Raw genomic sequence first — 23,968 nt, 5'->3', positions numbered from 1 at the left:
GTCCCGGCAACCATTATTAACGGATGCCAAAACAATCACAATTGGCACTGGCTTATCAAACACCCTGTTGAGTTCTCAAAGAACAAACACACACCGTAGTTCGAGCCCGAATCCTCAGGCCCGCCCCGCGGGGCACAACTTCTCTAACTTACTCGGTCGGTTTCGCACTGTCAAGCCCCAACTTTCGGCTTTCTTGCGCTTCGCCCGAGATCCCGCAAGCAGGGCGCGAAGATCCACGACCCGATTTCTTGCTAGGAATCCTGCAGACCGGCCGGATTTCCGCCGCTCCCGTGAGGGGCACTCGGATCATCCCGCCCGGCTCCTGCCGGCTGTGTTACTTTACCCGGCCGGCTTCGCAATCTCAAATCCGGTCTCGCCGGCCGATCGCACCACCCGGACCACCGTCAGCGGAAAACCCCTGCTGGTGGCGCTCGCGGGCCCCCGGTCGTTTTGTCCGGTGTTCCGCTTGCAGAGAGAAAGTTACGTGTGAACGACCCCAGAATGCAAATCAGTGCCTGTCCATGTCTAGATCAGCAGGTCGCGGCGCATGTGGCCGCCGGTCCCCGTGTGAAACAGTGAGTCATGCCCGACGGCAGGACGCACCTCGCCGAAGACGCGTTGCTCGGGATGCTCTTCCCCTTCTGGCAACTGGTCATCGGCCTGTTCGTGGTGCTCGCCCTGGGCGCCGCCGCCTACCGCCTCGCGGTCCGTGGCCCCTCCCGGATGACAACCGCGCTCCTGGTGACCGGCTGCGCCGTCGTCGGCATCGCCCTCCTGAGCTATCTCACCGGCGGGTATTAGGCCCAAGCAGCGCGCGCCGCGGGGAAGCCGGAGCCTCGGGGGAGCCGCAGCTCGCCCGGACGACCCGAACCGAGGCAGGACCTGAATGGACACCCTTGCCTCGGCGCGAGACCTCGGAACTAGCGGCTCCGCCCGCCACGGCGGCGAGTCCGCGGGCCGGGACCTCGTAGGCGGGGTCGCCCTACCACTCAGCCGCCGGCGCCCCCGAACCGGACGTCGCGTCGCTGACGCAGCGACGTGCCGCAAACGACAACCGAACCCGCACGCGTACCTGTGTCGGGGGGTGGCACGGGTGGCGTGCGGGTTCGGCGTCCCTTGGAACCGGGCGGCTCAGCCGATGATCAGGGCCATCGCTTCGGAACGACTCTTGGCGTCGGTCTGGAAGATGCCGCGTACCGCCGATGTGACGGTCTTCGAACCGTCTTTCTGTATGCCTCGCATGGCCATGCAGAGGTGTTCGCACTCGAGTACGGCGATCACACCGCGCGGGGCCAGCTTCTCCATCAGGAGGTCGACGATCTGGGCGGTCAGCCGCTCCTGGACCTGTGGGCGCCGGGCGTAGATCTCCACCAGGCGGGCCAGCTTCGACAGGCCGGTGATGCGACCGTGGGGGCCCGGGATGTAGCCGATGTGCGCCACGCCCTTGAACGGGAGCAGATGGTGTTCGCAGACGCTCATGACCTCGATGTCGCGGACCAGCACCAGTTCTTCGTGCTGGGCGTCGAAGGTCGTGTTGAGCACCTGGCCGGGGTCGACCCGCAGCCCCGCGAACAGCTCCGCGTAAGCCCGGGCCACCCGCAGCGGGGTCTTCACCAGGCCGTCGCGGTCTGGGTCTTCGCCGATCGCGATCAGGATCTCGCGGACCGCCTTCTCGATGCGGCCCAGGTCGACCGCGTCTTCGACCGGACGGCCGGCGAGCTTGCCGTCTACGAGCCGAGCGGCGAGGTAGTCGAGTTCTACCTCGCCGTCGGCCTCGTAATCGATGTTGCTCAGTGTGCGCCGTCCGAGTTGGAGTTGGGGCCGCCGGCGCTGTTGCCGCCACCGACCCGGGCCTCGGCACCGTCGGCCTCGGCCTGGACCTTGAGCGCCTCACGCTCGGCCGGGGTCAGGACCGGGGGCTCGGTGCTCGGGCGCCGCTTGCCGAAGCCGTTGTAGGGGGCCATCGGCGGCCGCTTGACGACCCGCGCGGCGATCCGCGCCATGTCGGCGGTCGAGATGGTCTCCTTCTCGATCAGCTCCAGGACCAGGCTGTCGAGCACGTCGCGGTATTCGACCAGGATCTCCCAGGCCTCGTCGTGCGCCAGCTCGATAAGCGAGCGGACCTCACCGTCGATCTCGGCCGCGACGACGTCGGAGTAGTCGCGCTCGTGGCCCATCGTGCGGCCCAGGAACGGCTCGTCGCCGCTGGTGCCGTATTTGACCGCGCCGAGCTTCGACGACATGCCGTACTGCGTGACCATCGCCCGGGCCAGCGACGTGGCCTTCTTGATGTCGTCGCCCGCGCCGGTGGTCGGCTCGTGGAAGACCAGCTCCTCGGCCGCGCGACCGCCCAGGGCGTACGCCAGGGTGTCGATCATTTCGGCTCTGGTCTGGGTGTATTTGTCTTCCGTCGGCAGCACCAGGGTGTGACCCAGCGAGCGCGAGCGCGGCAGGATCGTCACCTTGTGCACCGGGGCCGAGTGCGGCAGAGCCCAGGCGACCAGGGCGTGACCACCCTCGTGGTAAGCGGTGATCTTCTTTTCGTGGTCGCTCATCACGCGGGTGCGGCGCTGCGGGCCGGCGACCACCCGGTCGATCGACTCTTCCAGGTTGTCGTTGGAGATCGCCCGGCCGTCATGGCGGGCGGTCAGCAGCGCGGACTCGTTGATCACGTTGGCCAGGTCGGCACCGCTGAAGCCCGGGGTGCGCCGGGCGACCGCGTCGAGGTCGACGTCGGGCGCGAACGGCTTGCCCTTGGCGTGCACCCGCAGGATCGCCTTGCGGCCGTCCATGTCGGGGGTGTCGACGGCAATCTGCCGGTCGAAGCGGCCGGGCCGCAGCAGCGCGGGGTCGAGGATGTCGGGCCGGTTGGTGGCCGCGATCAGGATGACCCCGCCCTTGGTGTCGAAACCGTCCATCTCGACGAGCAGCTGGTTGAGCGTCTGCTCGCGCTCGTCGTGACCGCCGCCCATGCCGGCGCCGCGGTGGCGACCGACGGCGTCGATCTCGTCGACGAACACGATCGCCGGCGCGTTGGCCTTGGCCTGCTCGAACAGGTCGCGGACCCGGCTGGCGCCGACACCGACGAACATCTCGACGAAGTCGGAACCGGAGATCGAGTAGAACGGCACACCGGCCTCGCCGGCGACCGCGCGGGCCAGCAGCGTCTTGCCCGTGCCGGGCTGGCCGAACAGCAGCACGCCCTTGGGGATCTTGGCGCCGAGGGCCTGGTATTTGGCCGGGTTCTGCAGGAAGTCCTTGATCTCGCGAAGCTCTTCGACGGCCTCGTCAGCGCCCGCCACGTCGGCGAACGTCGTCTTCGGCGTGTCCTTGGTGATCATCTTCGCCTTGGACTTGCCGAAGTTGAGGACCCGCGAGCCGCCGCCCTGCATCTGCGACATGAAGAACAACAGCAGCACCACGAGCAGAACGATCGGCAGCAGGTTGACGAGCAGGCTCAGCAACACGTTGTCGCCGGAGACCTGGGTGTCGACCGGGCCGTTGATCCGCTGCGCGGTCTGCGCGTTCTGGACGTCGTTCCAGATCTGGTCGCCGACCTCGGACGGGAACTGCGCCTCGATCCGGTTGGTCGTCGTGTCGCCGAACTTCTGCGACTGAGCCAGGTTGATCTGGAGCGTCTGCTCCTTGTCTTGGAACGTGACCTTGGAGATGCTGTCCCTGGGACCGTTGTTGAGCTGCTGAAGGGCGACGCTGGTGTCGACCCGGTGATAGCTCGGGCCGCCGGTGAATAGGGAGCTGAGCGCAATAGCCCCGGCGATCACAAGGATGATCCAGACCACCGGTCGGCGGAAGAAACGCGTACGTTCCATACTGTTGTCGAGCGGCGAGCCGCCCGCATCCTCCTGATCGACGTTATGACCGTGCCGGACTGAAGCTCCGGGGTGTCGGCCCGCCGCGACCTGCCCAATCGAGGCCGGCCACGACCCGCGCCGCCGGGTGCGCCACGGTCATTCGAAGGTACACCCCGAGCGCGAGACGCAAACGACTGAGCCCCGCGCTAGCACATACGTTAGCGGGGGTTGCTGTAAGTCCGCTGTACGAAGTTGAGGAGATCCTCAGATTCGTGCGTAGACCTCGGGCTTCAGGACGCCGACATAGGGCAGCTCGCGGTAGCGCTCGTTGAAGTCGAGGCCGTAGCCGACGACGAACTCGCTCGGGATGTCGAAGCCCACATATTTCACCGGCACGTGGACCTTGATGGCGTCGGGCTTGCGGAACAGCGCCACCACCTCGACGCTCGCCGCGGCCCGGGACTCGAGATATTTGAGCAGCCAGGACAGGGTCAGCCCGGAGTCGACGATGTCTTCGACGACGACGACGTGGCGGCCGGCGATGTCGCGGTCGAGGTCCTTGAGGATCCGGACCACCCCGGACGAGGTCGTGCCCTGCCCGTACGAGGAGACGGCCATGAACTCGAGTTCGACGGGCGGCCCGTGCCGCCCCAGGGCCCGCGCGAAGTCGGCGACGAACATCACCGCGCCCTTGAGCACGCAGACCAGCAGCAGCCCGTCCTGGACGGTCGCGTAGTCGCTGGCCACCTGCTTGGTGAGGGCTGCGATCTTCTCGCGGATCTCTTCCTCAGTGATGATCACGTGATCGATGTCGGCGTCGTACCAGGAGCCGGTGCCGTCGGTCATGCCCTTAAGCCTGCCCCACGCCGGTTACGCCGCGATGGCCGACCCACCAGGAAGAAGGTGGCCACCCAGCGCTACCGGGCGGCCACCTGTGAAGATCAGTACGTCTGGGGTTCTCGGAACCCACCGCGCGTTGGTTTCCAGTCGGCCGAGTCGTGCGAGTCGGCCGTGAGGCCGGCGGCGGACGCCAGCGCGAGGAGGGCAAGAAAGGTGACAAACAGGATCAGTTCCACGGCGGTGCTCCTCTGGACTGTGGCTCTTCGGCTTGAGGACCACCGGTGCGCACCGGGCTTGATATAGACGAGTCTGCCCCTGGGCCACCCGAACAGACAGTGGCAGAGATGCCATAGTCCCTCGAATTTCTGCCACTGTTCCGCTAGGCTGCGAACATGCTTCGTAACGTCGCGGTGATCGTCATGGACGGCGTCGCCGCCTTCGAGCTCGGCGTGCTCTGCGAGGTCTTCGGCACGGACCGCACCGCCGACGGCTTCCCCGGCTACCGCTTCAACATCTGCTCGCCCGACGGCGCCCCGGTCAACACCCAGAACGGCTTCACCCTGACTCCCGCCGCCGACCTCTCCCCCGTCGACGAGGCCGATCTGGTCGCCGTCCCCGCGCACAGGGACGGCTCGACCGTGGCGCCGGCCGTGCTCGACGCGCTCCGCCGCGCCGACGCCCGCAGCACGCAGGTGCTGAGCGTCTGCTCGGGCGCGTTCGTGCTCGGTGAGGCCGGCCTGCTCGACGACCGCGAGTGCACGACCCACTGGCGCTACGCCGACGAGCTACAGGCCCGGTTCCCGCGTGCCAAGGTCGCCTGCAACCACCTCTACGTGCACGACGGCAACCTGTTGACCAGCGCCGGCACCGCGGCCGGCATCGACGCTTGCCTACACCTGGTGCGCCAGCAACACGGCTCCGAGATCGCCACGAAACTGGCCCGCCGGATGGTCGTCCCGCCACACCGCGACGGCGGCCAGGCGCAATACATCGAGGCACCGATCGCCCGCACTCCTGACGCGCCGACCCTCGAACCCCTGCTCAGCTGGCTGATAGCCAACCTCGACCGCCCGATCACGGTCGACGACCTGGCCGCCCGCGCCCACATGGCCCCCCGGACGTTCGCGCGCCGCTTCCGCGCCGAGACCGGCACGACCCCACACGACTGGTTGACCGGGCAACGCGTGCTGCTCGCCCGCCGCCTCCTGGAGGAAACCGAGTTGGCCGTCGAGTCGGTGGCGGGCAAGAGCGGCTTCGGCGATGCCGCAACGTTGCGGCACCACTTCAGCCGGCGGGTGGGAGCGACGCCGCACGCCTACCGATCGACATTCAGGAAATAACGAGCATTGCCCGGGTCCGCGGTGGTCCCGACCGTCGCTCCCGCCGGAGAACGGCCCGGTCCCTGGCGGGCCCGGCCCTGCCAGGCCCGCGGTTGGGAACGAGCGACAGACCAGAGTGGTCAGTCGGTGAGGACCCGCAGCACCCCGGCGACCCGTGCGGCGCGGACGCCGCCGGGCAGGTGCACCGCGCCCTGGCCGTGCCACGCGGTGACGAGGGCCTCGAGCGCGGTCACGTGCCGGTGCGACAGCGCGGCCGGTGAGCAGCCCAGCGACAGCGCCCAGGAGTGCAACGCCCGGGCCCGCAACGCCGGCAACAGCGCTTCGAGCATCGCCACCGACAGGCCTTCGTCGACCGTCGCGCGCTCAAGTTCCTCGGCCGCGAGCACGTCGAGGGCCTCGGCGTCCTGTGCCAGCAACCGCGCGGTGCGGGCCAGGTTGGACACCACGCCGGGGCCGAGGGCGTTGACCAGTGTTGGCAACGCGGAGCTGCGGACCCGGGAGCGGGCGTACGACGGATCGAGGTTGTGCGGGTCTTCCCACGGCTCGAGCCCAAGTGCGGCGCACGCCTTGCGGGTCTCGTCGCGCGACATGTCGAGCAGCGGCCGCAACAGGGCAACGCCCTCGACGTCGCGCCGCTCCGGCATCGCAGACATGCCGCGCGGCCCGGCGCCCCGAGCCAGCGCGAGCAGCACCGTCTCGGCCTGGTCGTCGCGGGTGTGCCCGAGCAGCAGCGAGTTGGCGTCGTTGGCGCTGGCGGTCTCGATCAAGGCGTCGTAGCGGGCTTCGCGGGCGGCGGCTTCCGGCCCGCCGGGTCGGCCGGCGACATCCACGGGAACGACGATGGCCGGATGCAGGTCGACCGACTCGCCCCAGGCGGCAACGGCCTCGGCGCGGCGGTCGGAGCCGTCCTGCAGGCCGTGATCTATGGTGATCAGCCCGGCGCGCAGGCCCATCCGGGGTGCGACGAAAGCGGTCGCGGCGGCCAGCGCCAGCGAGTCGGCGCCGCCCGAGCAGGCGACCATGACCAGCGCGTCCTTGCGTATCCCGTGCAGGATGCGACGGACCGCGACGCGGGTCGCGGCGACCGGTGGAGCGGGACCGGCCATCGCGTCTCGTCAGCCCTGCGACAGCAGCGGCCCGGAGCCGCCGCCTGGCCCATGGACCCGGGCCACCCAAGCGTCCGGGTCGCCGAGTTCCTCGAGCCGCGGCAGCGTCAACGGCGAGCTGAAGATCTTGTTGAAGCCGGCCATGCCGACCCGTTCGACCACGCCGTGCACGAACTTGCGGCCCTCGGCGTACTGCCGCATCTTGACGTCGATGCCGAGGAGCTTGCGCATCGCCTTCTCCAGCGCGTTGCCGGCCTCGCGGCGCCGGTTGAAGCGCGCCCGGATCTGCTCGACCGTGGGTATGACCTCCGGGCCGACGCCGTCCATCACGAACTCGGCGTGCCCCTCCAACAAGGTCATCAGCGCGGTCAGCCGGTCGAGCACGGCGCGCTGGCCCGGGGTCTGCACGAGGTCGAGCACGCTGGCCCGGCTGTCGGGCTCGCGGATCGCGTCGGAGAGGGTGGCGACACCGCGGCGGAGGCGTTCGACGAAGTGCTCGTTGCCGCTCTGCGAGGCGTCGACAAAGGCCTGCACCTCGCCGAGGAAGTGCCCGCGCATCCACGGCACCGAGGTGAACTGGGTGCGGTGGGTGACCTCGTGCAGGCAGACCCAGAGGCGGAAGTCGCGGGTGTCGGCGCCGAGCTTGCGCTCGACCTCGACGATGTTGGGTGCCACCAGCAACAGCTGCCCCGGATCGGTGGAAAACACCTCATACTGCCCGAGTACGCGGCCGGAGAGGTAAGCGAGGACGCTGCCGGCCTGGACGCCGGTCAGCCGGGAGCCGATGGCGTCTGTGAAGGCGCCGGGCTCCTTGTCACCGGAGAGACGGGTGATGAGTGGGCCGACCACCTCGCGCAGCCCGGCCACGTTGACCGCGGCCCAGTCGCGGCGGTCGACGATCCGCACCGGTGGATGGGCGACCTGAGAACGCAGGCCCGTGTAGTCACTGACGTGCCCGGCCGCCTCTTCGGTCAACCGACGCAGGTCGGCGACCACCTCGGTCGCCTCCTCGTAGGAGGCCCGGGGGCCGGTCTTGCCGAGCGCCCCCGCGGTGGCGGCGGCCAGATCCCAGTCCACGAACTGCGCCATCACCCCACGGTACCCGTGCCGGACACCACCGGCGCCGCATCCGTTAGCCGGAGCTAGCGCATGATCAACCGCGGCAGCCGCAACCGGCCAGGGTCGCGGCGATCCGGTCGAGGACCGCGTGGGCGGCCTCGGAGCTCGCCTGGACCCCATCGGTGAGGATCGAGAACGCCAGCAGGCGGCCATCGGCGGTGGTGACCAGGCCGGCCATCGCGTGGTTGCCGGTCAACGTGCCGGTCTTGGCCCGGATCACCCCGGCCGCGGCCTTCTTGTCGGCCGGCGCGCCGAAGCGGTCGTCGAGCGTGCCCGACCACGAGGCCACCGGAAGGCCGGCGAACATCTCGGTCAGCTCGGGGTGCTTGCCCGACGCCGCCGTCGCCAGCAACTCGGTCTGCGACTCCGGGGTCAGCCGGTCGCTGCGGGACAGCCCGCTGCCGTCGGCGATGACCAGGCCGGTGGTCGACAGTCCGAGGTCACCGAGGGCGGCGGTGACGGCGGTGCGGGCGCCGGCGTACGAAGCGGGCTGGCCCTTGGCGATCGCGACCTGCCGGGCGAGCGCCTCGGCGACCACGTTGTCGCTGTCGACCAGCATGTATTCGACCAGGCGGACCATCGGCGGCGACTCGACCCGGGCCAGCTCGGCGCCGGGTGACGCGGACGCGGCCGGGCTCGGTGTGCCGGCGTCCTTCGGCACCGATCCGGCGGGTGCGACGGCCGGCGTGCCGCTGACTCCGAGGGCCTTGGCGAACGCCTTCGCGGCCGCCTCGTCGGGCTTGGCGTAGCGCTCGGCGTACCCGTTGGAACTCTTCTTGGTGCTGATCCGGGCGCCGTTGATGGTCAACGCGGTGGCCGGGCCGCCGAAGCCGCCGGTGGGGATGTCGGCGTCCCAGCCGGGCCCGTAGACCGGACCGGAGTAGAGCGAGCTGTCGTAGTAGACCTTGGTCGGCGCGGTGCCCCCGAGCGCCTTCTTCGTGGCCGCGGCGAGCTTGTCGAGGCGGGCGGCGCCCCCGTAGAAGCTGTCGCCGTTGACCGCCAATGTCGGGTCACCGCCGCCGACGAGGATCACCTCGCCCGGGTTGGGGCCGGCGACCACCCGGGTCGGGATCTTGTAGGCGGCGCCGCGGGTGGCCAGCACGGCGGCCGCCGTGACGAGCTTCATCGTCGACGCCGGCACGGTTGGCAGGTCGCCGCCGTTGCCGTAGATCACGTTGCCGCTGACCACGTCGCGGACAACCACGCTGGTGCGGCCGCCGAGGTCGTTGTCGGTGACCAGCTTGCCGATCGCAGCGGTGAGGCCGGCCTCGTCGGGCGTCGGAGCGGTCGCGGCGAGGGGGCCGAGCACCGGGCCGGGTGCCGGGTCGGGCGGGTCGATCACCGCCGCGGAACGGGCGGCGCTGTCGTCGCCGAACCAGCCGGCGACCGGACCCGGCCGGACAACCACCAGGCCTGCCGCGAAGACGACCAGGACGCAGATGCCGGTCAGCGCGATGATCATCGACGGGCGCATCCTGCGGCGCCGTGGTGGTGGCTCGTCCGCTGCCGGACCCGCGGGTGGCGTCAGGCCGGGGGGTGGTGTCGGGGAGCCGAGGGGGATCGGTGGGCCGTGGTGTGCGGGAACGGTCGCGGCGCCCTGTGGGCGGTTGGCGGCCGGTCCCGGCGGGGTTATCCACGGGCCGGGCGGGTTGCTCTGTGCGCGACCGGCTGCCGGGTAGGCGCCGTTGGGGGCGGTGGCGTAGTTCTCGCCCTGGCCGGGCGCGTCGCCCTGGGCCCGCCCGGCCGCCGAGAAGGCGCCGTTGGGCGGCCCGCCCTGTGCCCGTCCTGCGGCCGGATAGGCGCTGTTGGGTGGGCCGGGCAGTTCGCTCTGTGCCCGCGCGGCGGCGCCGTTCGAGGGTGGGACCGGTGTGGCCGGTGGTGGCAGTGCGGCGCGGGCGCGCGCCGGTCCGGCGGGCGGGAACGGCCCCGGCGGAGCGGGCTGCACGCTATAAGGAGTGGGGCCGCCCGGCGCCGGGGAGACCGGCGTCTGGTCGGCAGGCCGTGGTCCGGCGGGGCCTGGCGTCGATGGGTGTAAGTTGACACCCGTTGGCGGGGGCGGTTGATCCGGTGCGCCCGGCACCCGGGCCCGGCCGCGTGCGGGGCGCGGTTGTGAGTCTTCCCCCACCCGCCCCTCCTCCCGTTAGATGCCCGGCCTAGGCGACACTACTTGCGTCCGTGCGTCTGCAGGGGGCCAACGCGGTCAAGCAAGGAGCGTGCAATGGATTTCGACGTCACCGTTGAGATTCCCAAGGGGAATCGCAACAAGTATGAGGTCGACCATAAGACCGGTCGCATCCGCCTGGACCGAACGCTCTTCACGTCGACGCAATACCCGGCCGACTACGGCTTCATCGAGGAAACCCTCGGCGAAGACGGCGACCCGCTGGATGCCCTGGTCCTGGTCACCGAGCCGACCTTTCCGGGCTGCCTGATCCGCTGTCGCGCGATTGGCATGTTCCGCATGACAGACGAAAAGGGCGGCGACGACAAGGTCCTTTGCGTTCCGTTCGAAGACCCCCGCCAGGAGCATCTGCGCGACATTCATCACGTCGGCGAGTTCGACCGCCTGGAGATCCAGCACTTCTTCGAGGTCTACAAAGACCTGGAGCCGGGCAAGTCGGTCGAAGGCGCTACCTGGGTGGGCCGGTCCGAGGCCGAGGCCGAGATCGTCGCGTCCTACCGCCGCGCCGAAGAGGCAAAGGCGGCGGGCACCTACTAATCGACGAGGGTACGGGCGTGGGCGTAGAGGCCTAACACCGCGCCCGCGACCGGGATCACGGCGACCAGCAGCACGGTATCCAGAATGTCGGCCGCCCGGCCCAGGTAGGGGCCGGCCGGCCGGTGCGCGTAGGTCACGCCGGCAACGGTCACCAACACCGCCAGGCCGAGGCCGATCACGCCGGCCGCGACCGTGGTCGTCGGGTCCGGGCGGGAAGCGCCGGCGAGCGCGGCGACGGCCAGAGCCACGCCACCGGCGGCCAGCAGCGGCACCCGTTGGCGAACCGTGACGAACACCCGGGAGCGCAGCAGCAGCGCGACGCCGCAGACGACGGACAGCACCCCGCCCCAGGCCCCGCCGGTCGTCGCGAGCACCATCGCGCCCGCCGCCGACAGGACGCCGTGGCCGATCATGAGACCACTCAGTATTTCCTCCGCGCGGGTGACGGCGGCGAAGACGCGGGCCTGGTCGGGTCGGGCCTGATCGGGGCCGACCGGCGGGATCGGTATCCGCGCCAGCCGGATGGCAACCAGCGGCAACAGCCCGACACCGCAGACCAGCACCGCGAGCAGGATCGCGGCTGCGCCGGGCGCGGTCAGGCCGAAGCCGATGCCCGCCGTTGCCGCACCGAGCGCACCGGTCAACACCGCGGCCGTGAAGATCCGCCGGCCGGCGCCCACGCCGATGATGCCGAGCACGCCGTGCAGGGCCAGGGCGGCAGAGCCGAGCAGGAGTTCCGGTGCGCCGATCCAGCGCAGCCCGGGCACCGGACCCACCGGATCGGCGGTGGCGAGCAGCAGCGCGCCGGCCGCGAACGCGTAGGGCAACGAGTAGGCACCGAGGGCGACGCCGGCGGCGCGGTGGCCGTAGGCGCGCGCCGCGAGGATGCCGGCCACGGTCAGGCTGGCCGCGATGCCGAGCGTGGTCAGCATGGCGGCCACCGAGTCGGGGCCGGCGCGCAGCAGCATGATCAGCGCGACGCCGAGCAGCATGCCGGCGGCGGCCAGGGTCGCCGTGGCGGTCTGCCGGCCCGACCAGGCGGTGCCGCGGCGGCGGGCGCCCTCGGCGATGGCCTCGACGACGTCGTCGAACTCGAGTTCCGGCCAATCCTGCTGTGCCGCGACGAGGTGCAACACGTCGCCGTCGCGTACACCTTGGGCGTGCAGGGTTTCCCCACCCACGAGCGCCGCACCGTCGGGACGGCGCAGGACCCAACCGCCGTGCCGCTCGCCGTCGTCGGCGAGCCCGGCGCCGGCGTGCCGGAGGATCTCCGGCAGCAGATCAGCCAGGGGTACGTCCTGCGGCAGCGCGATGTCGACGCGGCGCTGTGGTGCGTTGACGGTGACCAGGGCCAGACCGGTGTGCATCGACCGTCCTCCATCAGGGGCTGCGGAATGAAGGCACGCTACCGGTGTGCCGGGTTATCCACATGACCCCTTTTCGGCCCTCCATGCGCGATCGGGATTCCCTACGATGAGCGACGCTCGGATTGCGCAGCGAGACGGGAGGGCGCATGTCGACGGTGCTGGTGCGCCGGCCGCCGCGCCGGCCCGCGCCCGAGATCCCCGGCGGTGAGCTGCGCGTCGAGCCGCCGCCGGAGTTGCCGCAACCCACCGGCGGGCGCTGGCAACAGCTGATGATGCTGCTGCCCATGCTGGGTGGCGGCGTCGCGATGGCGATGATGATGGGGCGCGGCGGCGGCACCTATTCCTACGTGGTCGGCGGCATGTTCGGCATCTCCTCGCTGGCGATGCTGGCGACCTCGTGGGGCTATGGCGGGCCGCGCAAGGCCGAGTTGCTGGCGGCGCGCCGCGACTACCTGCGCCACCTGTCGGCGCTGCGTCGCCAGGCCCGGGCCACCGTCACCCGGCAGCGTGACGGGCTGTTCTATCGGCATCCCGACCCTTCGCGGCTCTGGTCGACGGTCGGCAGCTATCGACTGTGGGAACGCCGGCCGGCCGATCCCGACTTCGCCGTGGTCCGGGTCGGCATCGGGCCGCAGACCCTGGCGACCACGCTGGTGTCCCCGGTGACCAAGCCGCTCGACGAACTCGAGCCGATGACGGCGGGCGCGCTGCGCGGCTTCCTCGACGCCTACTCGGTGGTGCCCGACCTGCCCGTCGCGCTCTCGATGCGGGGCTTCTCGCGGGTGCACGTGCGGGGGTCGCCGGCCCTCGTCCGCGCGATGGTGGCGCAACTGGCCACCTTCCACGCGCCCGACGACCTCGTGCTGGCGGTCGCCGCCGGTCCGGGGCGGCGGGCCGCTTGGGAGTGGGTCAAGTGGCTGCCGCACGCCCGGCATCCGTCGCGGTTCGACGCGCTGGGCGCTCTGCGGCTGGTCAGCGACACCATGGCCGGGCTGGCGGCGCTGCTCGAGGGCGTCTCCGGGCCACACGTCGTGGTGGTGAGCGACGGGGCGGGGGCGTCCAGCTGGCCTGACGGCGCCGACGGGGTGACGGTCGTCGAGGTCGACGGCACACCGCCCCGGCTGCTCGATCCGGCGACGGTGGTGTTGACCCGCGTTGCGTCCGGCGCGCTGGAGACGACCACGGCGGCGGGCGTGTCGTGCGTCGGCGTGGCCGACGGGCTCGACGTGGCGTCCGCCGAGGCGCTGGCGCGGCGGCTGGCGCCGTTGCGGTTGGCCGGCGGTGACAGCCTGCCGGCAGCCGATCTCGGTGTCCTCGACCTGCTCGGGCTCGCGTCGCCCGATGCCTACACGGTGGCCGACGGCTGGTCGCCCCGATCGCCTCGCGACCACCTCCGGGTGCCGATCGGGGTGGGCGCCGACGGCCACCCGGTCGAACTCGACCTCAAGGAGTCCGCACACGACGGCATGGGCCCACACGGCCTGCTGATCGGTGCGACCGGTTCGGGCAAGTCGGAGCTGTTGCGCACCCTGGTCCTCGGGCTGGCCGCGACGCACTCGTCGGCGGAGCTCAACATGGTGCTGGTCGACTTCAAGGGCGGCGCGACGTTCGCCAGCCTCGACCGGCTGCCGCACACCGCCGCGTTGATCACCAACCTTGCCGACGAGCTGCCGATGGTCGACCGCATGGTCGACGCGATCAACGGCGAGCTGATCCGCCGCCAGGAGCTGTTGCGCCGGGCCGGCAACTTCGTCTCGCGACACGACTACGAACAGGCGCGGGCGGCCGGCGCCGCGCTCGCGCCGCTGCCGTCGCTGCTGGTGGTCTGCGACGAGTTCTCCGAACTGCTCTCCGCCAAGCCCGACTTCATCGACCTGTTCGTGCAGATCGGCCGGCTGGGGCGGTCGCTCGGCGTGCACCTGCTGCTCGCGTCTCAGCGGCTCGAAGAGGGGCGCCTGCGGGGGCTCGACACGCACCTGTCCTACCGGATCGGGTTGCGCACGTTCTCGCCCTTCGAGTCGCGAGCGGTGCTCGGCGTGCCGGACGCGTACGAGCTGCCGCGGGCGCCCGGGCACGCCTATCTCAAGGCGGGGACCGATCCGCTGCGCCGCTTCCGGGTCGCCTACGTCTCCGGGCCGGTGCCGCTGCGCTCCGCCGGCCTCGCCTCGCCGCGGGTGCTGCCGTTCACGACGGAGCAGCAGGCTCTGGTGACGCCGCGGGCGGTGCCGTCGCCGACCGGCCCGAGCCTGCTCGACGCGCTGGTCGACCGGATCGAGGGCCAGGGTCCGCCCGCGCATCGGGTGTGGTTGCCACCGCTGTCTTCGTCGTCATCGCTCGACGAGGTGCTCGGTGCGCCGGTGGTGCTGCCGGGCCGCGGGCTGACGTTCGCCAACCCCGAGCTGCACGGTGCGCTGCAGGTGCCGGTCGCGGTGATCGACCGGCCCTTCGACCAGCGCCGTGACCTGCTCTGGTTCGCCCTCGACGGGGCGGCCGGGCACGTCGCGGTGGTCGGCGCGCCGCGCAGCGGCAAGTCCACCGCGCTGTGCACGCTGGTCTGCGGGCTGGCGCTGGCGCACACTCCGGCCGAGGCGCGGTTCTACTGCCTCGATTTCGGCGGCGGCGGGCTGGCCATGCTGCGCGACCTGCCCCATGTCGGCGGCGTCGCGGGCCGGCACGACGCGGCCGCCGCCCGCCGCACGGTCGGCGAGCTGACCGCGCTGCTCGCGGAGCGCGAGCGGGGTGGTGACGCCACGGAGCATGTGTTTCTCGTCGTCGACGGGTGGTCGACGCTGCGCGGCGAGTTCGACGACCTGGAGCCGCAGGTCGCCGAGCTGGCCGGGCGGGGGCTGGCCTACCGCATCCATGTTCTCGCGTCGGCCAACCGCTGGCTCGACTTCCGCCCGGCCACCCGTGACCTGTTCGGCGCCCGCCTGGAGCTGCGGCTCGGCGATCCGAGCGACTCGATGATCTCCCGCAAGGCGGCGGCCGACGTGCCGGCGGGGTCGCCGGGCCGGGGCGTGACCAGCGAGGGCCTGCACCTGCTGACCCTGCGTCCGGCGTTGACCGGCGACCGCCCGCTGCCTCAGGCCGTGGCCGCCGCCTGGTCCGGCCCGCCCGCGCCGCCGGTCCGGCTGCTGCCGCCCGCCGTCCGCTATTCCGACCTCGACCTCTCCGCGACGACCGGCCTCACCCTGCCGATCGGCATCGCGGAGGCCGACCTGCGCCCGGTCACCGTCGACTTCGCCACCGATCCGCATTTCGTGCTCTTCGGCGACGCCGAGTGCGGCAAGTCGTCGTTCCTGCGCGCCCTGGCCGCGACCGTCACCGGCCGCTTCCGGCCCGACGAGGCCCGGCTGATCGTCGTCGACTACCGGCGCAGCTTGCTGGGTGCCGTCAAAACCGATCACCTGATCGGGTACGGCACCGCCGCCGCCGACACCGAAGAGCTGATCGACTCGGCGGCCGGCTACCTGCGCCGCCGCCTCCCGCCGGCCGACGTCACGCCCGAGCAGCTCCGCGATCGCAGCTGGTGGACCGGCCCCGAGCTGTTCGTGCTGGTCGACGACTACGACCTGGTGGCGGCCGGGCCGAGCAACCCGCTGCGGGCGCTCGCCGAGTTCCTGCCGCAGGCCCGCGACGTCGGCCTGCACCTGGTGCTGACCCGGCGCGCGGGCGGCGCCGCGCGGTCGCTCTACGAGCCGATCATCCAGCGGCTGCGCGAGCTGGCGTCGCCGGGCCTGGTGATGTCCGGCGACGCCGACGAGGGTCCGCTCGTCGGCCAGGTCCGTCCGGCCCGGTTGCCACCCGGCCGCGGCCGGCTCGTCACCCGCCGCGAGGGCACCCGCCTGATCCAGCTGGCCCACCTGCCACCGTCGACCGGATAGGTGACGATCGACGGATCACGCTCCGGATACGCCCGAGGTCAGCTCGTGTTCCCTGGTCCCGATGGCGAACTGATCGCACATTGTGTGTCCCGGAGAGGCCGGAGGTCGGGGTAACCTCCTCGGGCAGGAACTTCCCGGGGTGATTGAGGCCGTGAGGGTGACGAGGCTGACGCACCAGCGCCGGAGCGCCGTCCCGCGGCTAGGTGGGGCGGCGCTGGTCGCCATGACGGCGGCGATGGCCCTGTCGGCCGCGCCGCTGCCGATGCCCCCTGCCCGCAGCGTCGACGCCGGCCAGGGTGCCTTCGTCGCGCCGATGCTGCCGATCCAGGCCGACTCGGTTCGCGACGAGCAGTGGCAGCTGACCGAGCTGAAGGCCAAGAACGCCTGGCGCTACTCGACGGGTGCCGGCGTGGTCGTCGCCGTGATCGACTCGGGCGTCGACGCCAGCCACGAGGATCTGGCCGGCCAGGTCCTGGAAGGAAAAGACCTGGTCAAGCCCGGCGGCGGCGACGGACACACCGACCCGGTCGGCCACGGCACCACGGTCGCGGGCCTGATCGCCGGTCGCGCCGACGACGACGACGGCGTCATGGGCCTGGCACCCAACGCCAAGATCCTGCCGATCCGCGTCCTCGACGCCGACAACCGCTACAACGACGCGATGATCGTCGCCCAGGCCGTCCGCTGGGCCGTCGACACCGGCGCCAAGGTCATCAACCTCTCGCTGGGCGGCGCCGGCACCAGCCCCGCCCTGGCGGCGGCGCTGGACTACGCCTTCGCCCGCGACGTGGTCGTGGTCGCCTGCACCGGCAACGTGCTGCCGCAGTCGACCACCAACGTCTGGTACCCGGCCCGCGAGCCCGGCGTCATCGCCGTAGCCGGCCTGGAGAAGTCGACCGACGTCCTCTGGAACGGCTCGATCACCGGGGGCGCGACGGTCCTGTCGGCGCCGGCCACCGACCTGGTGGGCGCCAAGACCGGCGGCTTCTGGCGGGTCCGCGGCACCAGCTTCGCCGCCCCGCTGGTCTCGGCGGCGGCGGCCCTGGTCCGCGCCCGCTGGCCCGCCATGCCGGCCGGCGAGGTGGTCAACCGCCTGATCAGCACGGCCGACGACCTGGGCGCCCCGGGCCGCGACGCCACCTACGGCTACGGCCGCGTCGACCCGCTGGCCGCCCTCACCGCGTCGATCCCGCCGGTCACCCGCAACCCCCTCGACGACGACAAGTCCCCGGGCGTGGCCGGCTTCGGCCCGGCGCCGGGCCACGAGTCGACCGTGACAGGCGGCGGGGCCCACGAGAGCGAGACGGTCGTGGGTTCGTCCGGCGCGTCCGGATCGGCCGCCCAACGCTCGGCGGCGCCGGCATCTCAGTCGAGCCCGCTGGGTTGGCGGATCGCCACTGCCCTGGCCCTGCTGATCCTCGCCTCGGGTGTCGTGGTGTTCGCCTTCTTCGCTCAGCGGCCGGCGATCGCCTTGATCGCCCGGCGGCCGATCCGCTGGCCGCGGCCGCCGACGCTCGGCATCCGCCGCCGCCTGTAGCGCGCCCGACGAACCAGCGAACGCTCGGCCCCGGGGCCAACGGGAGACTCAAGCCCGGCCGACCACCCCAGAGGGAGCGCCGGGCTGACGCCGACGCCGTCACGGGCAGTGGCCCCATCCGCGCGGGTCAGCGAACGAACCTGTCCCTGACAGCGGCCGTCGCCCCCCGCGGACGGTCACCCCAGCCGAGGGAACCAGCGACCAGGCGCAGCGAGGAGTCGTTCGGAAGGGCGGTTAGACGCACTCGCCGGTGGCCACGGCCTTTGTCCGTTCGGTACCGGCGCTGGCGACCGCGGACGCCTCGTCGGCGGTCACCGCGAACCCGGTGGTCCGATCGTCGGCCGCCGCCGCGAAGATCACGCCGAGCACCGCGCCGTCTGGGGTGATCAGCGGCCCGCCCGAGTTTCCGCTCCGCACGAGCGCCCGGATCGTGTAGATCTCGCGGGTCACCTCGCTCGACTCGTAGATGTCTGGGCCGGTGATGTTGCCGACGTCGCGGATGCGCGCGGACTGGGCGTTGTAGGGACCGTCCAGCGGGTAGCCCAGCACGATCGCGTCCGCCTCGGCCTTGGCTGAGTTGTGGGTGAACGGCATGACCGGCGCGTCGAGGTCGGGGACGTAGATGACCGCCAGGTCGCGGTGCGGGTCGTAGACCACCACCCGGCCACTCTCGCGGTCGCCGTTGACCTCGATCGACACCCGGTCGGTGCCGGCCACCACGTGCGCGTTGGTCATGACGCGCTGTGGCGCGTACACGAAACCGGAGCCCTCGATGCGCCGACCGCAACTCTGCGCGGAGCCGAGCACCTTGACCACCGACCGCTTTGAATTGACCACGACCTGCGAGCCCGCCAGCGCCGGGTCGGGTGCTGCCACCTCGCGGGCGCGGGTGGCGGTCAGCCCGCCGAACACGTCTGGGAAGCCGCGCGTGTCGACCGTGTCGCGCAACGACTCCGACAACGACTGCGCCTTCTCGGGCAACACGTGGTCAACGCCGTCGAGGAGCGCGCTGTTGCGCACCGAACTGGCGAGCCATGGCACCGACGACGAGCCGAGCGGCACGGCCACCAGCCAGGCAACGATCAACACGGCCAGCATCGACACGATCGCGCCACCCGCGTCGTCGACCCGGCGCCCGGTGCGGCTCGTGATCGCGTGCCGCAGGTGGGCGCCGACCCAGCCGGTCAAGGCCTGCCCGATCACCGCCAGCCCGAAGATCGCCACCAAAGAAATGACGACGCGGAGCGCGCCGTCAGCGAAGCGTTGGGCGATCAGCGGCCCCACTTGAAGCCCGATCAGGGCACCGCCGAAGAACCCGCAGAACGACAAGATTCCGATCACGAACCCCTGCCGATAGCCGCTGATCGCGAACACGATCATCAGCAAAACCAGCACAAGGTCGACGGCGGACACCCTGACAGGGTACGGGCGTCCAGCCACCGATGCTTCAACCCTGCGCCACTAGCCCACCCCGCGGAGGCCGCCCACAGTGTCGAACAGCGACACCCAGGCACCAGACGGATAATTCCGACTGGCCCCGGATCAGCCGGCCGCAACGGTGCCGCGAACCGGCGAACACCGACCCGCCTCAATCGCCGGGATAGACGTGCCTACGCGCCCACCCGGTGCACCTGCGGCTCCGGTCACCGAAGGGTCGACAGTCAGCGGCCTGGCAACGCAAGCAGCGGACGTCGTCTCGCCGCGGCGACGCCCGGGGCACGCCGCACAGCGGGCCGCTCCGAACGCGTCAAGCCAGGACTGAACTGGGCCGGCCAGCCTGGCTAGGGCGCCTCGTCCGCGTCGGCCGACGCGGCGGGCGGCGGGGTCGACGGCGGCAGGTCGCCGATCCGATCCTGCGGCCAGGGCCGCGACCACCCCGCCATGTCGAGCAGCGTCGACAACACTCCGGCCGTGAACCCCCAAACGAGCATGCCGCGCACCTCGAACGCCGGGCCGATCCAGCCGCTCGGGTGGCGCAGCCGTAAGCGGTTGGCCGGGTCAACCAATTCGGACACCGGCAGCCGGGCCACGTGGGCCACCTCGGCCGGGTCGCGCGGCGCGACCGGGTGCGGTCGGTGCCACCACGCCAGCACGGGGGTGACCAGGAAGTCGCTGGCCGGGATCCACAACCGCGGCAGCTCGGCCAGCAGGGTCACGCTGCCTGGGTCTAGGCCGACCTCTTCGTCGGCCTCGCGGAGCGCGGTAGCCGCCGGGTCGACGTCGCCCGGATCGGCCACCCCGCCCGGGAAAGCCGGCTGGCCCGCGTGGTTGCGCAACGTTGCGGCACGTTGCAGCACCAAGATGTCAGGCCCGCCGTCGGACTCCTCGCCCAGGAGGACCAGCACGGCGCTGTCGCGGCCGCCCTGCGCCGGCGTCGGGACGCGGGTGAAGTCTTCCGCGCGCGAGCCGTGCAGCCGGGTCAGCAGCGGGTCGAACCAGTCGGGCAAGGCCAGGTCGCCGCCACCGGGGCGCCGGCGGCGCGCGCCCACCCCGTCGGGCAGGGAGGCGTCGACGCCGGGGAACAGCCGCGAACCGTCTGACGGTGAGCCCCCGTTGACCCAGATCCCGTCAGTGCCGCGCCGTCCCTCAGCCAACCGGGACCGCCACCCCGAGGTGTTGCTTCACCAGGTCGGCCAGGGCCGCCTCGTCGAGGCGCGTTCCGTTGTAGAGGTGGACCACCTTGCCAGCGGAGTCGACGAACACCGTGACCGGAATGCCGGGCTGCTTGAGCGCGATGCGTACCTGCTCGCCCTGGTCGAAAACGCTCGGGTAGGTCAGCCCGAACTCGCTGACCATGTCTTCCGCGTCGGAGCGGGCGTCTCGGGTGTCGACGCCCAGGAAGTGCACGAGGCCGTCGGTGCGTTGCGCAACCGCGTTCATCGCCGGCAACTCGTCGCGGCACGGCTCACACCAGGAGCCCCAAAGATTGATCACCGCGGGGCCCCGCACGTCGGCCAGCCGCAGGTTGCCACCGCCGAAGCAGGACAACTCACCGGCGGGCAACACGAACTTGGTCAGCGCCGAACCGGCACTGGCCGTGCCGGCCTCCCTTGGCGGCGAGGTCAACGCCCGGCAGTCGGCGAACGACGTCGAGGGCGCCCCGGCCGACCCCGCGGGCGCGGCCTCATCGGGGGTAGAGGAATCCGACGCCGACCGGTTGGACAAGGACCGCACGCCGACGCCGGCCAGCAGGCCCACGATGAGCAGCACCAGCAGGGGCAGGTAGCGCCTCACGGCACGTCCGCCGCGAACGCCTGCTGCGGGACGACCGACGGGTCGACCCCGACGGCCTCGGCCAACTCGGCGGCCCGCGGGCCCTTGAGCAGCTTGGCCGCCTGCACCGGATCGGTCGGCCCGGTGCCGTAGGAAGGGCAGAGCGGCGCCAACGTGCAGGCACCGCAGGCCGGTTTGCGGGCGTGACACACCCGCCGCCCATGGAAGATCACGCGGTGGGAGAGCATCGTCCAGTCACGCTTCTCGAACATCGCGCCGATCGCGTGCTCGATCTTGACCGGGTCGGTTTCCGAAGTCCACCGCCACCGCCCGACCAGCCGCTGGAAATGCGTGTCGACGGTGATGCCCGGCACGTCGAAGGCGTTGCCGAGAATGACGTTGGCCGTCTTGCGCCCGATGCCCGGCAGGCTCACCAGGTCGGGCAGGTTTCCCGGCACCTGACCGTCGAACCGCTCGACGAGCTGCTGACCCAGCTTGATCAGCGAGTCGGTCTTGTTGCGGAAGAACCCGGTCGGCTTGAGCGTGACCTCGAGCTCGGCCCGGTCGGCCGCCGCGTAGTCAGCCGCCGTCGGATACTGCTTGAACACCTTGGGCGTGACCTCGTTGACCTTCTTGTCGGTGGCCTGCGCCGACAGAATGGTGGCCACCGCAAGCTCGAGCGGCGTGGTGAAGTCGAGCTCACAGTGCGCGTCCGGATGCGTCTCCGCCAGGATGCGCCCCATCCGTCGCGCCCGACGCTTGCGCCCAAGCTCGGTCTCCGCGTCAAAGGCGGCTGTCTTACTCACGTGCCAAAGACTATTCCGCACCCCCGACAACCCGCCGCCGCCACCCAAGGCCACCGAACCCCGCGCATCCACCAGACCCGAAGATCAAGCCCGACGGACCTACCAACCATGACGAGGTACGCCCATCGGCCGCGACGCCGCCACGCCAGTCATGCCAGGACACGCCGAGCGGCTGTGGCTGAGGGGACGGGCGCAAGCCCGCCGGCGCCAACGGTGGACGCTGGCCGCGGCAACCCAGCGAGTCGGAGGTGGTGGCCGACCCCACCGGATCGAGCCCGCCCGGCATCCGGGCCACCCGCGGTGACCGGCACGGTCAGGAACGAGCCGAACGCGCGCTGGCCCGGCTCACCGGGGCGCTGCGGGGTCAGTGGCAAAGCGGCAGCGGCCGACCACCGAGACGCCGACGTCAACCGCACGCCACGACCGACCACCGGAAGCGCCGCCGCAAAGGCCGACGTCAGCCCCACGCCACGACCGACCACCGCAAGCGCCGCCGCAAACGCCGACGTCAACCGCGCACCACGACCGACCACCGCAAGCGCCGCCGCAAACGCCGACGTCAGCCCCACGCCACGACCGACCACCGCAACCGCCGACGTCAGCCCCACGCCACGACTGACCACCGAAGGCGCCGCAGCAAACGCCGAGGTCAACCAGACGCCACGGGCGACCCCGGGATGCGCCTTGAGGGAACGAGCCGGCCCGCGGGCCGGGCTCAGACCCGAGCTCGCCGAGCCAACCGCTCCGGGTCGAGGATGATGATGGACTTGCCGTCGAGGCGGAGCCAGCCTCGGCTGGCGAAGTCGGCCAGCGCCTTGTTGACCGTTTCGCGTGAGGCGCCGACCAGCTGGGCGATCTCTTCCTGCGTCAGGTCGTGGGTCACCCGCAGCACGCCGCCGTCGCGGGTGCCGAAGCGGCCGGCCATCTGCAGGAGGTTTTTCGCCACCCGGCCGGGCACGTCGGTGAAGATCAGGTCGGCCAGTGCGTCGTTGGTGCGGCGCAGGCGGCGGGCCAGGACGCGGAGCAGTTGCTCGGCGATCTCCGGGCGGTTGTTGAGCCACGGGCGCAGCGCCTGCTTGCGGAGGCGGGCCAGGCGGGTGTCGGTGACCGCCGTGGCGGTCGCCGTGCGCGGGCCTGGGTCGAACAGGGAGAGCTCGCCGACCATGTCGGACGGGCCCATCACGGCGATCAGGTTCTGCCGGCCGTCGGCGGCACGGCGACCGACCTTGATCTTGCCGCTGAGCACGATGTAAAGGCTGTCGCCTGGTTCGCCCTCGTTGAAGACGATCTCGCCCTTACGGGCCTCGATGGTCTCCATGTCCTTGGCGAGCGCCTCGGCCGCCTCCGGGTCCACACCCTGGAAGATGCCGCTACGGGCCAGAACCTCATCCATCGCGCACCTCATCAGTTCCACGAAAGGCGCGGAAGCCGCGCGCAGTCAGTCTAGGCGTACGCATCGGCGAGCCGGCCCGGCAACCCCCGGATCGTGATCAGTCCATGTGCTGGGCCGACCCCGGTTGCCACCTGCCCTATCGTCTGCGCGTGCCGTTCAAGCCCATTCTTACCGCGCGTCCGGAGGACGGCGAAAGTATCCCCCTGCTCGTCTGGCGGTTACCTGCCCCGATGCGCGCCGTCAGTTCGGCTCCGCTCGGTGGCGGCATCGGGCAACGCGAGTGGGTCATCAACGCGACCGTGCCCATGTCGTACGCCCGTGATGACCCTCATGCCCACCTCGCCGCACTGGCCGGCGGTCTCGGCCTCGACGGGCCCGGTGTCGGGTTGTTGACCGGCGTTGACGTGACGCAACGGGTTGCCGCGGTGGATGGTGCTGCCGAGGTCTGGGCGACCGTCGGTCTCGGTGCGCCGATCCTGGCCGCCGCCGAGCGGGAAGTGCCGCGCCAACCGGACCCAAGACCCGGAACGATCAATATCGTCGCCTTCGCGCCGGTACGCCTCAGCGATGCCGCACTGGTCAACGCTGTCGCCACCATCACAGAAGCGAAGGCCCAGGCGCTGTGGGAACTGGGCCTCGCGGCCACCGGAACCGCCACCGACGCCGTCACCGTGCTCTGCCCGACCGACGGGCCGGCGGAGCCCTACGGTGGGCCGCTTTCGCGGTGGGGCGCCCGGCTCGCTCGGGCCGCCCATCGCGCCGTCCGGGAAGGTGGGTCGCGTCCCAAGATCCCCTGGTCGGAGCGCTAGCAATCGGCCTCTCGGGGGTCCCC

Annotated in this window: 19 protein-coding genes; 6 read left to right on the top strand and 13 right to left on the bottom strand. The window is 71.4% G+C overall.

All coding sequences use genetic code 11. From position 1 onward, the window contains the following. Window positions 1-582 precede the first annotated feature (582 nt). Complete coding sequence (locus AB0J74_RS32745; RefSeq protein ID WP_363454950.1) at window positions 583-801, top strand: hypothetical protein; 219 nt, start codon at window positions 583-585, stop codon at window positions 799-801. Between the two features lie 330 nt (window positions 802-1,131). Here AB0J74_RS32745 and folE read toward each other — a convergent pair whose 3' ends face one another. From folE to AB0J74_RS32725, 4 genes are all read right to left on the bottom strand, one after another. Then, window positions 1,132-1,794, bottom strand: coding sequence for a GTP cyclohydrolase I FolE (gene folE, locus AB0J74_RS32740; RefSeq protein ID WP_363454985.1), 663 nt, complete (start codon window positions 1,792-1,794; stop codon window positions 1,132-1,134). Further along, window positions 1,791-3,830, bottom strand: coding sequence for an ATP-dependent zinc metalloprotease FtsH (gene ftsH, locus AB0J74_RS32735; protein WP_363454948.1), 2,040 nt, complete (start codon window positions 3,828-3,830; stop codon window positions 1,791-1,793). The genes folE and ftsH overlap by 4 nt, the downstream gene beginning before the upstream one ends. 246 nt (window positions 3,831-4,076) lie before the next feature. Then, on the bottom strand, window positions 4,077-4,658 hold the full coding sequence (hpt, locus tag AB0J74_RS32730; protein WP_363454945.1) for a hypoxanthine phosphoribosyltransferase: 582 nt from the start codon (window positions 4,656-4,658) through the stop codon (window positions 4,077-4,079). A 95-nt stretch (window positions 4,659-4,753) separates the two neighbouring features. Next, window positions 4,754-4,888 (bottom strand): hypothetical protein, encoded by a 135-nt coding sequence (locus AB0J74_RS32725; RefSeq protein WP_363454942.1) that lies wholly within the window; start codon window positions 4,886-4,888, stop codon window positions 4,754-4,756. Between the two features lie 156 nt (window positions 4,889-5,044). On the opposite strand from AB0J74_RS32725, the gene AB0J74_RS32720 reads away from it, so the two are divergent. Further along, window positions 5,045-5,992: a helix-turn-helix domain-containing protein gene (locus AB0J74_RS32720; RefSeq protein WP_363454939.1), complete on the top strand. Its 948-nt coding sequence runs from the start codon at window positions 5,045-5,047 to the stop codon at window positions 5,990-5,992. A 119-nt stretch (window positions 5,993-6,111) separates the two neighbouring features. On the opposite strand, the gene tilS is transcribed toward AB0J74_RS32720, so the two are convergent. The 3 genes from tilS to dacB form a co-directional block, all read right to left on the bottom strand. Then, window positions 6,112-7,098, bottom strand: coding sequence for a tRNA lysidine(34) synthetase TilS (gene tilS, locus AB0J74_RS32715; RefSeq protein WP_363454936.1), 987 nt, complete (start codon window positions 7,096-7,098; stop codon window positions 6,112-6,114). Window positions 7,099-7,107: 9 nt separating this feature from the next. Continuing rightward, window positions 7,108-8,187, bottom strand: a complete 1,080-nt coding sequence (locus AB0J74_RS32710; RefSeq protein WP_363454933.1) for a zinc-dependent metalloprotease — start codon at window positions 8,185-8,187, stop codon at window positions 7,108-7,110. A gap of 64 nt (window positions 8,188-8,251) precedes the next feature. Beyond that, window positions 8,252-10,162, bottom strand: coding sequence for a D-alanyl-D-alanine carboxypeptidase/D-alanyl-D-alanine-endopeptidase (dacB, locus tag AB0J74_RS32705; protein ID WP_363454931.1), 1,911 nt, complete (start codon window positions 10,160-10,162; stop codon window positions 8,252-8,254). A 273-nt stretch (window positions 10,163-10,435) separates the two neighbouring features. Here dacB and AB0J74_RS32700 point away from each other — a divergent pair, with 273 nt between their 5' ends. Next, on the top strand, window positions 10,436-10,936 hold the full coding sequence (locus AB0J74_RS32700; RefSeq protein ID WP_363454929.1) for an inorganic diphosphatase: 501 nt from the start codon (window positions 10,436-10,438) through the stop codon (window positions 10,934-10,936). On the opposite strand, the gene eccD is transcribed toward AB0J74_RS32700, so the two are convergent. Then, window positions 10,933-12,303: a type VII secretion integral membrane protein EccD gene (gene eccD / locus AB0J74_RS32695; protein ID WP_363454926.1), complete on the bottom strand. Its 1,371-nt coding sequence runs from the start codon at window positions 12,301-12,303 to the stop codon at window positions 10,933-10,935. The two genes, AB0J74_RS32700 and eccD, sit on opposite strands and share 4 nt — an antisense overlap. A 146-nt stretch (window positions 12,304-12,449) precedes the next feature. Here eccD and eccCa point away from each other — a divergent pair, with 146 nt between their 5' ends. Together eccCa and mycP are read left to right on the top strand one after the other, a co-directional pair. After that, window positions 12,450-16,187 (top strand): type VII secretion protein EccCa, encoded by a 3,738-nt coding sequence (gene eccCa / locus AB0J74_RS32690; RefSeq protein WP_363454923.1) that lies wholly within the window; start codon window positions 12,450-12,452, stop codon window positions 16,185-16,187. Window positions 16,188-16,449: 262 nt separating this feature from the next. Then, the gene (mycP, locus tag AB0J74_RS32685) at window positions 16,450-17,724 is read left to right on the top strand and encodes a type VII secretion-associated serine protease mycosin (protein WP_363454982.1); all 1,275 of its coding nucleotides are present in this window, start codon (window positions 16,450-16,452) and stop codon (window positions 17,722-17,724) included. A 234-nt stretch (window positions 17,725-17,958) separates the two neighbouring features. Here mycP and AB0J74_RS32680 read toward each other — a convergent pair whose 3' ends face one another. The 5 genes from AB0J74_RS32680 to AB0J74_RS32660 form a co-directional block, all read right to left on the bottom strand. Beyond that, window positions 17,959-19,137: a MarP family serine protease gene (locus AB0J74_RS32680; RefSeq protein WP_363454920.1), complete on the bottom strand. Its 1,179-nt coding sequence runs from the start codon at window positions 19,135-19,137 to the stop codon at window positions 17,959-17,961. 368 nt (window positions 19,138-19,505) lie between these two features. Beyond that, window positions 19,506-20,177 (bottom strand): CoA pyrophosphatase, encoded by a 672-nt coding sequence (locus tag AB0J74_RS32675; protein ID WP_363454979.1) that lies wholly within the window; start codon window positions 20,175-20,177, stop codon window positions 19,506-19,508. Window positions 20,178-20,310: 133 nt separating this feature from the next. Continuing rightward, window positions 20,311-20,958: a TlpA disulfide reductase family protein gene (locus AB0J74_RS32670; protein WP_363454917.1), complete on the bottom strand. Its 648-nt coding sequence runs from the start codon at window positions 20,956-20,958 to the stop codon at window positions 20,311-20,313. After that, window positions 20,955-21,680, bottom strand: a complete 726-nt coding sequence (nth, locus tag AB0J74_RS32665; RefSeq protein WP_363454977.1) for an endonuclease III — start codon at window positions 21,678-21,680, stop codon at window positions 20,955-20,957. The genes AB0J74_RS32670 and nth overlap by 4 nt, the downstream gene beginning before the upstream one ends. 778 nt (window positions 21,681-22,458) lie before the next feature. Next, on the bottom strand, window positions 22,459-23,136 hold the full coding sequence (locus tag AB0J74_RS32660; RefSeq protein WP_089254691.1) for a Crp/Fnr family transcriptional regulator: 678 nt from the start codon (window positions 23,134-23,136) through the stop codon (window positions 22,459-22,461). 149 nt (window positions 23,137-23,285) lie between these two features. Between AB0J74_RS32660 and AB0J74_RS32655 the strand changes: the two genes are divergently transcribed. Beyond that, on the top strand, window positions 23,286-23,945 hold the full coding sequence (locus AB0J74_RS32655) for an adenosylcobinamide amidohydrolase (protein ID WP_363454974.1): 660 nt from the start codon (window positions 23,286-23,288) through the stop codon (window positions 23,943-23,945). Window positions 23,946-23,968: the final 23 nt, after the last annotated feature.

Origin of the sequence: Asanoa sp. NPDC049573 (genome assembly GCF_040676615.1) — a bacterium.
In the GTDB taxonomy this organism is placed as follows: Bacteria; Actinomycetota; Actinomycetes; order Mycobacteriales; family Micromonosporaceae; genus Asanoa.
This window is presented reverse-complemented; position numbering and strand designations above follow the sequence as displayed.

What these genes read in the sequence shown, in the direction of transcription:
- AB0J74_RS32745 (WP_363454950.1), top strand. Translation starts at nt 583, where the DNA reads ATGCCCGACGGCAGGACGCACCTCGCCGAAGACGCGTTGCTCGGGATG.
- ftsH (WP_363454948.1), bottom strand. Translation starts at nt 3,830, where the DNA reads ATGGAACGTACGCGTTTCTTCCGCCGACCGGTGGTCTGGATCATCCTT.
- hpt (WP_363454945.1), bottom strand. Translation starts at nt 4,658, where the DNA reads ATGACCGACGGCACCGGCTCCTGGTACGACGCCGACATCGATCACGTG.
- AB0J74_RS32720 (WP_363454939.1), top strand. Translation starts at nt 5,045, where the DNA reads ATGCTTCGTAACGTCGCGGTGATCGTCATGGACGGCGTCGCCGCCTTC.
- tilS (WP_363454936.1), bottom strand. Translation starts at nt 7,098, where the DNA reads ATGGCCGGTCCCGCTCCACCGGTCGCCGCGACCCGCGTCGCGGTCCGT.
- AB0J74_RS32710 (WP_363454933.1), bottom strand. Translation starts at nt 8,187, where the DNA reads ATGGCGCAGTTCGTGGACTGGGATCTGGCCGCCGCCACCGCGGGGGCG.
- AB0J74_RS32700 (WP_363454929.1), top strand. Translation starts at nt 10,436, where the DNA reads ATGGATTTCGACGTCACCGTTGAGATTCCCAAGGGGAATCGCAACAAG.
- eccD (WP_363454926.1), bottom strand. Translation starts at nt 12,303, where the DNA reads ATGCACACCGGTCTGGCCCTGGTCACCGTCAACGCACCACAGCGCCGC.
- eccCa (WP_363454923.1), top strand. Translation starts at nt 12,450, where the DNA reads ATGTCGACGGTGCTGGTGCGCCGGCCGCCGCGCCGGCCCGCGCCCGAG.
- mycP (WP_363454982.1), top strand. Translation starts at nt 16,450, where the DNA reads ATGCCCCCTGCCCGCAGCGTCGACGCCGGCCAGGGTGCCTTCGTCGCG.
- nth (WP_363454977.1), bottom strand. Translation starts at nt 21,680, where the DNA reads ATGGGGCGCATCCTGGCGGAGACGCATCCGGACGCGCACTGTGAGCTC.
- AB0J74_RS32660 (WP_089254691.1), bottom strand. Translation starts at nt 23,136, where the DNA reads ATGGATGAGGTTCTGGCCCGTAGCGGCATCTTCCAGGGTGTGGACCCG.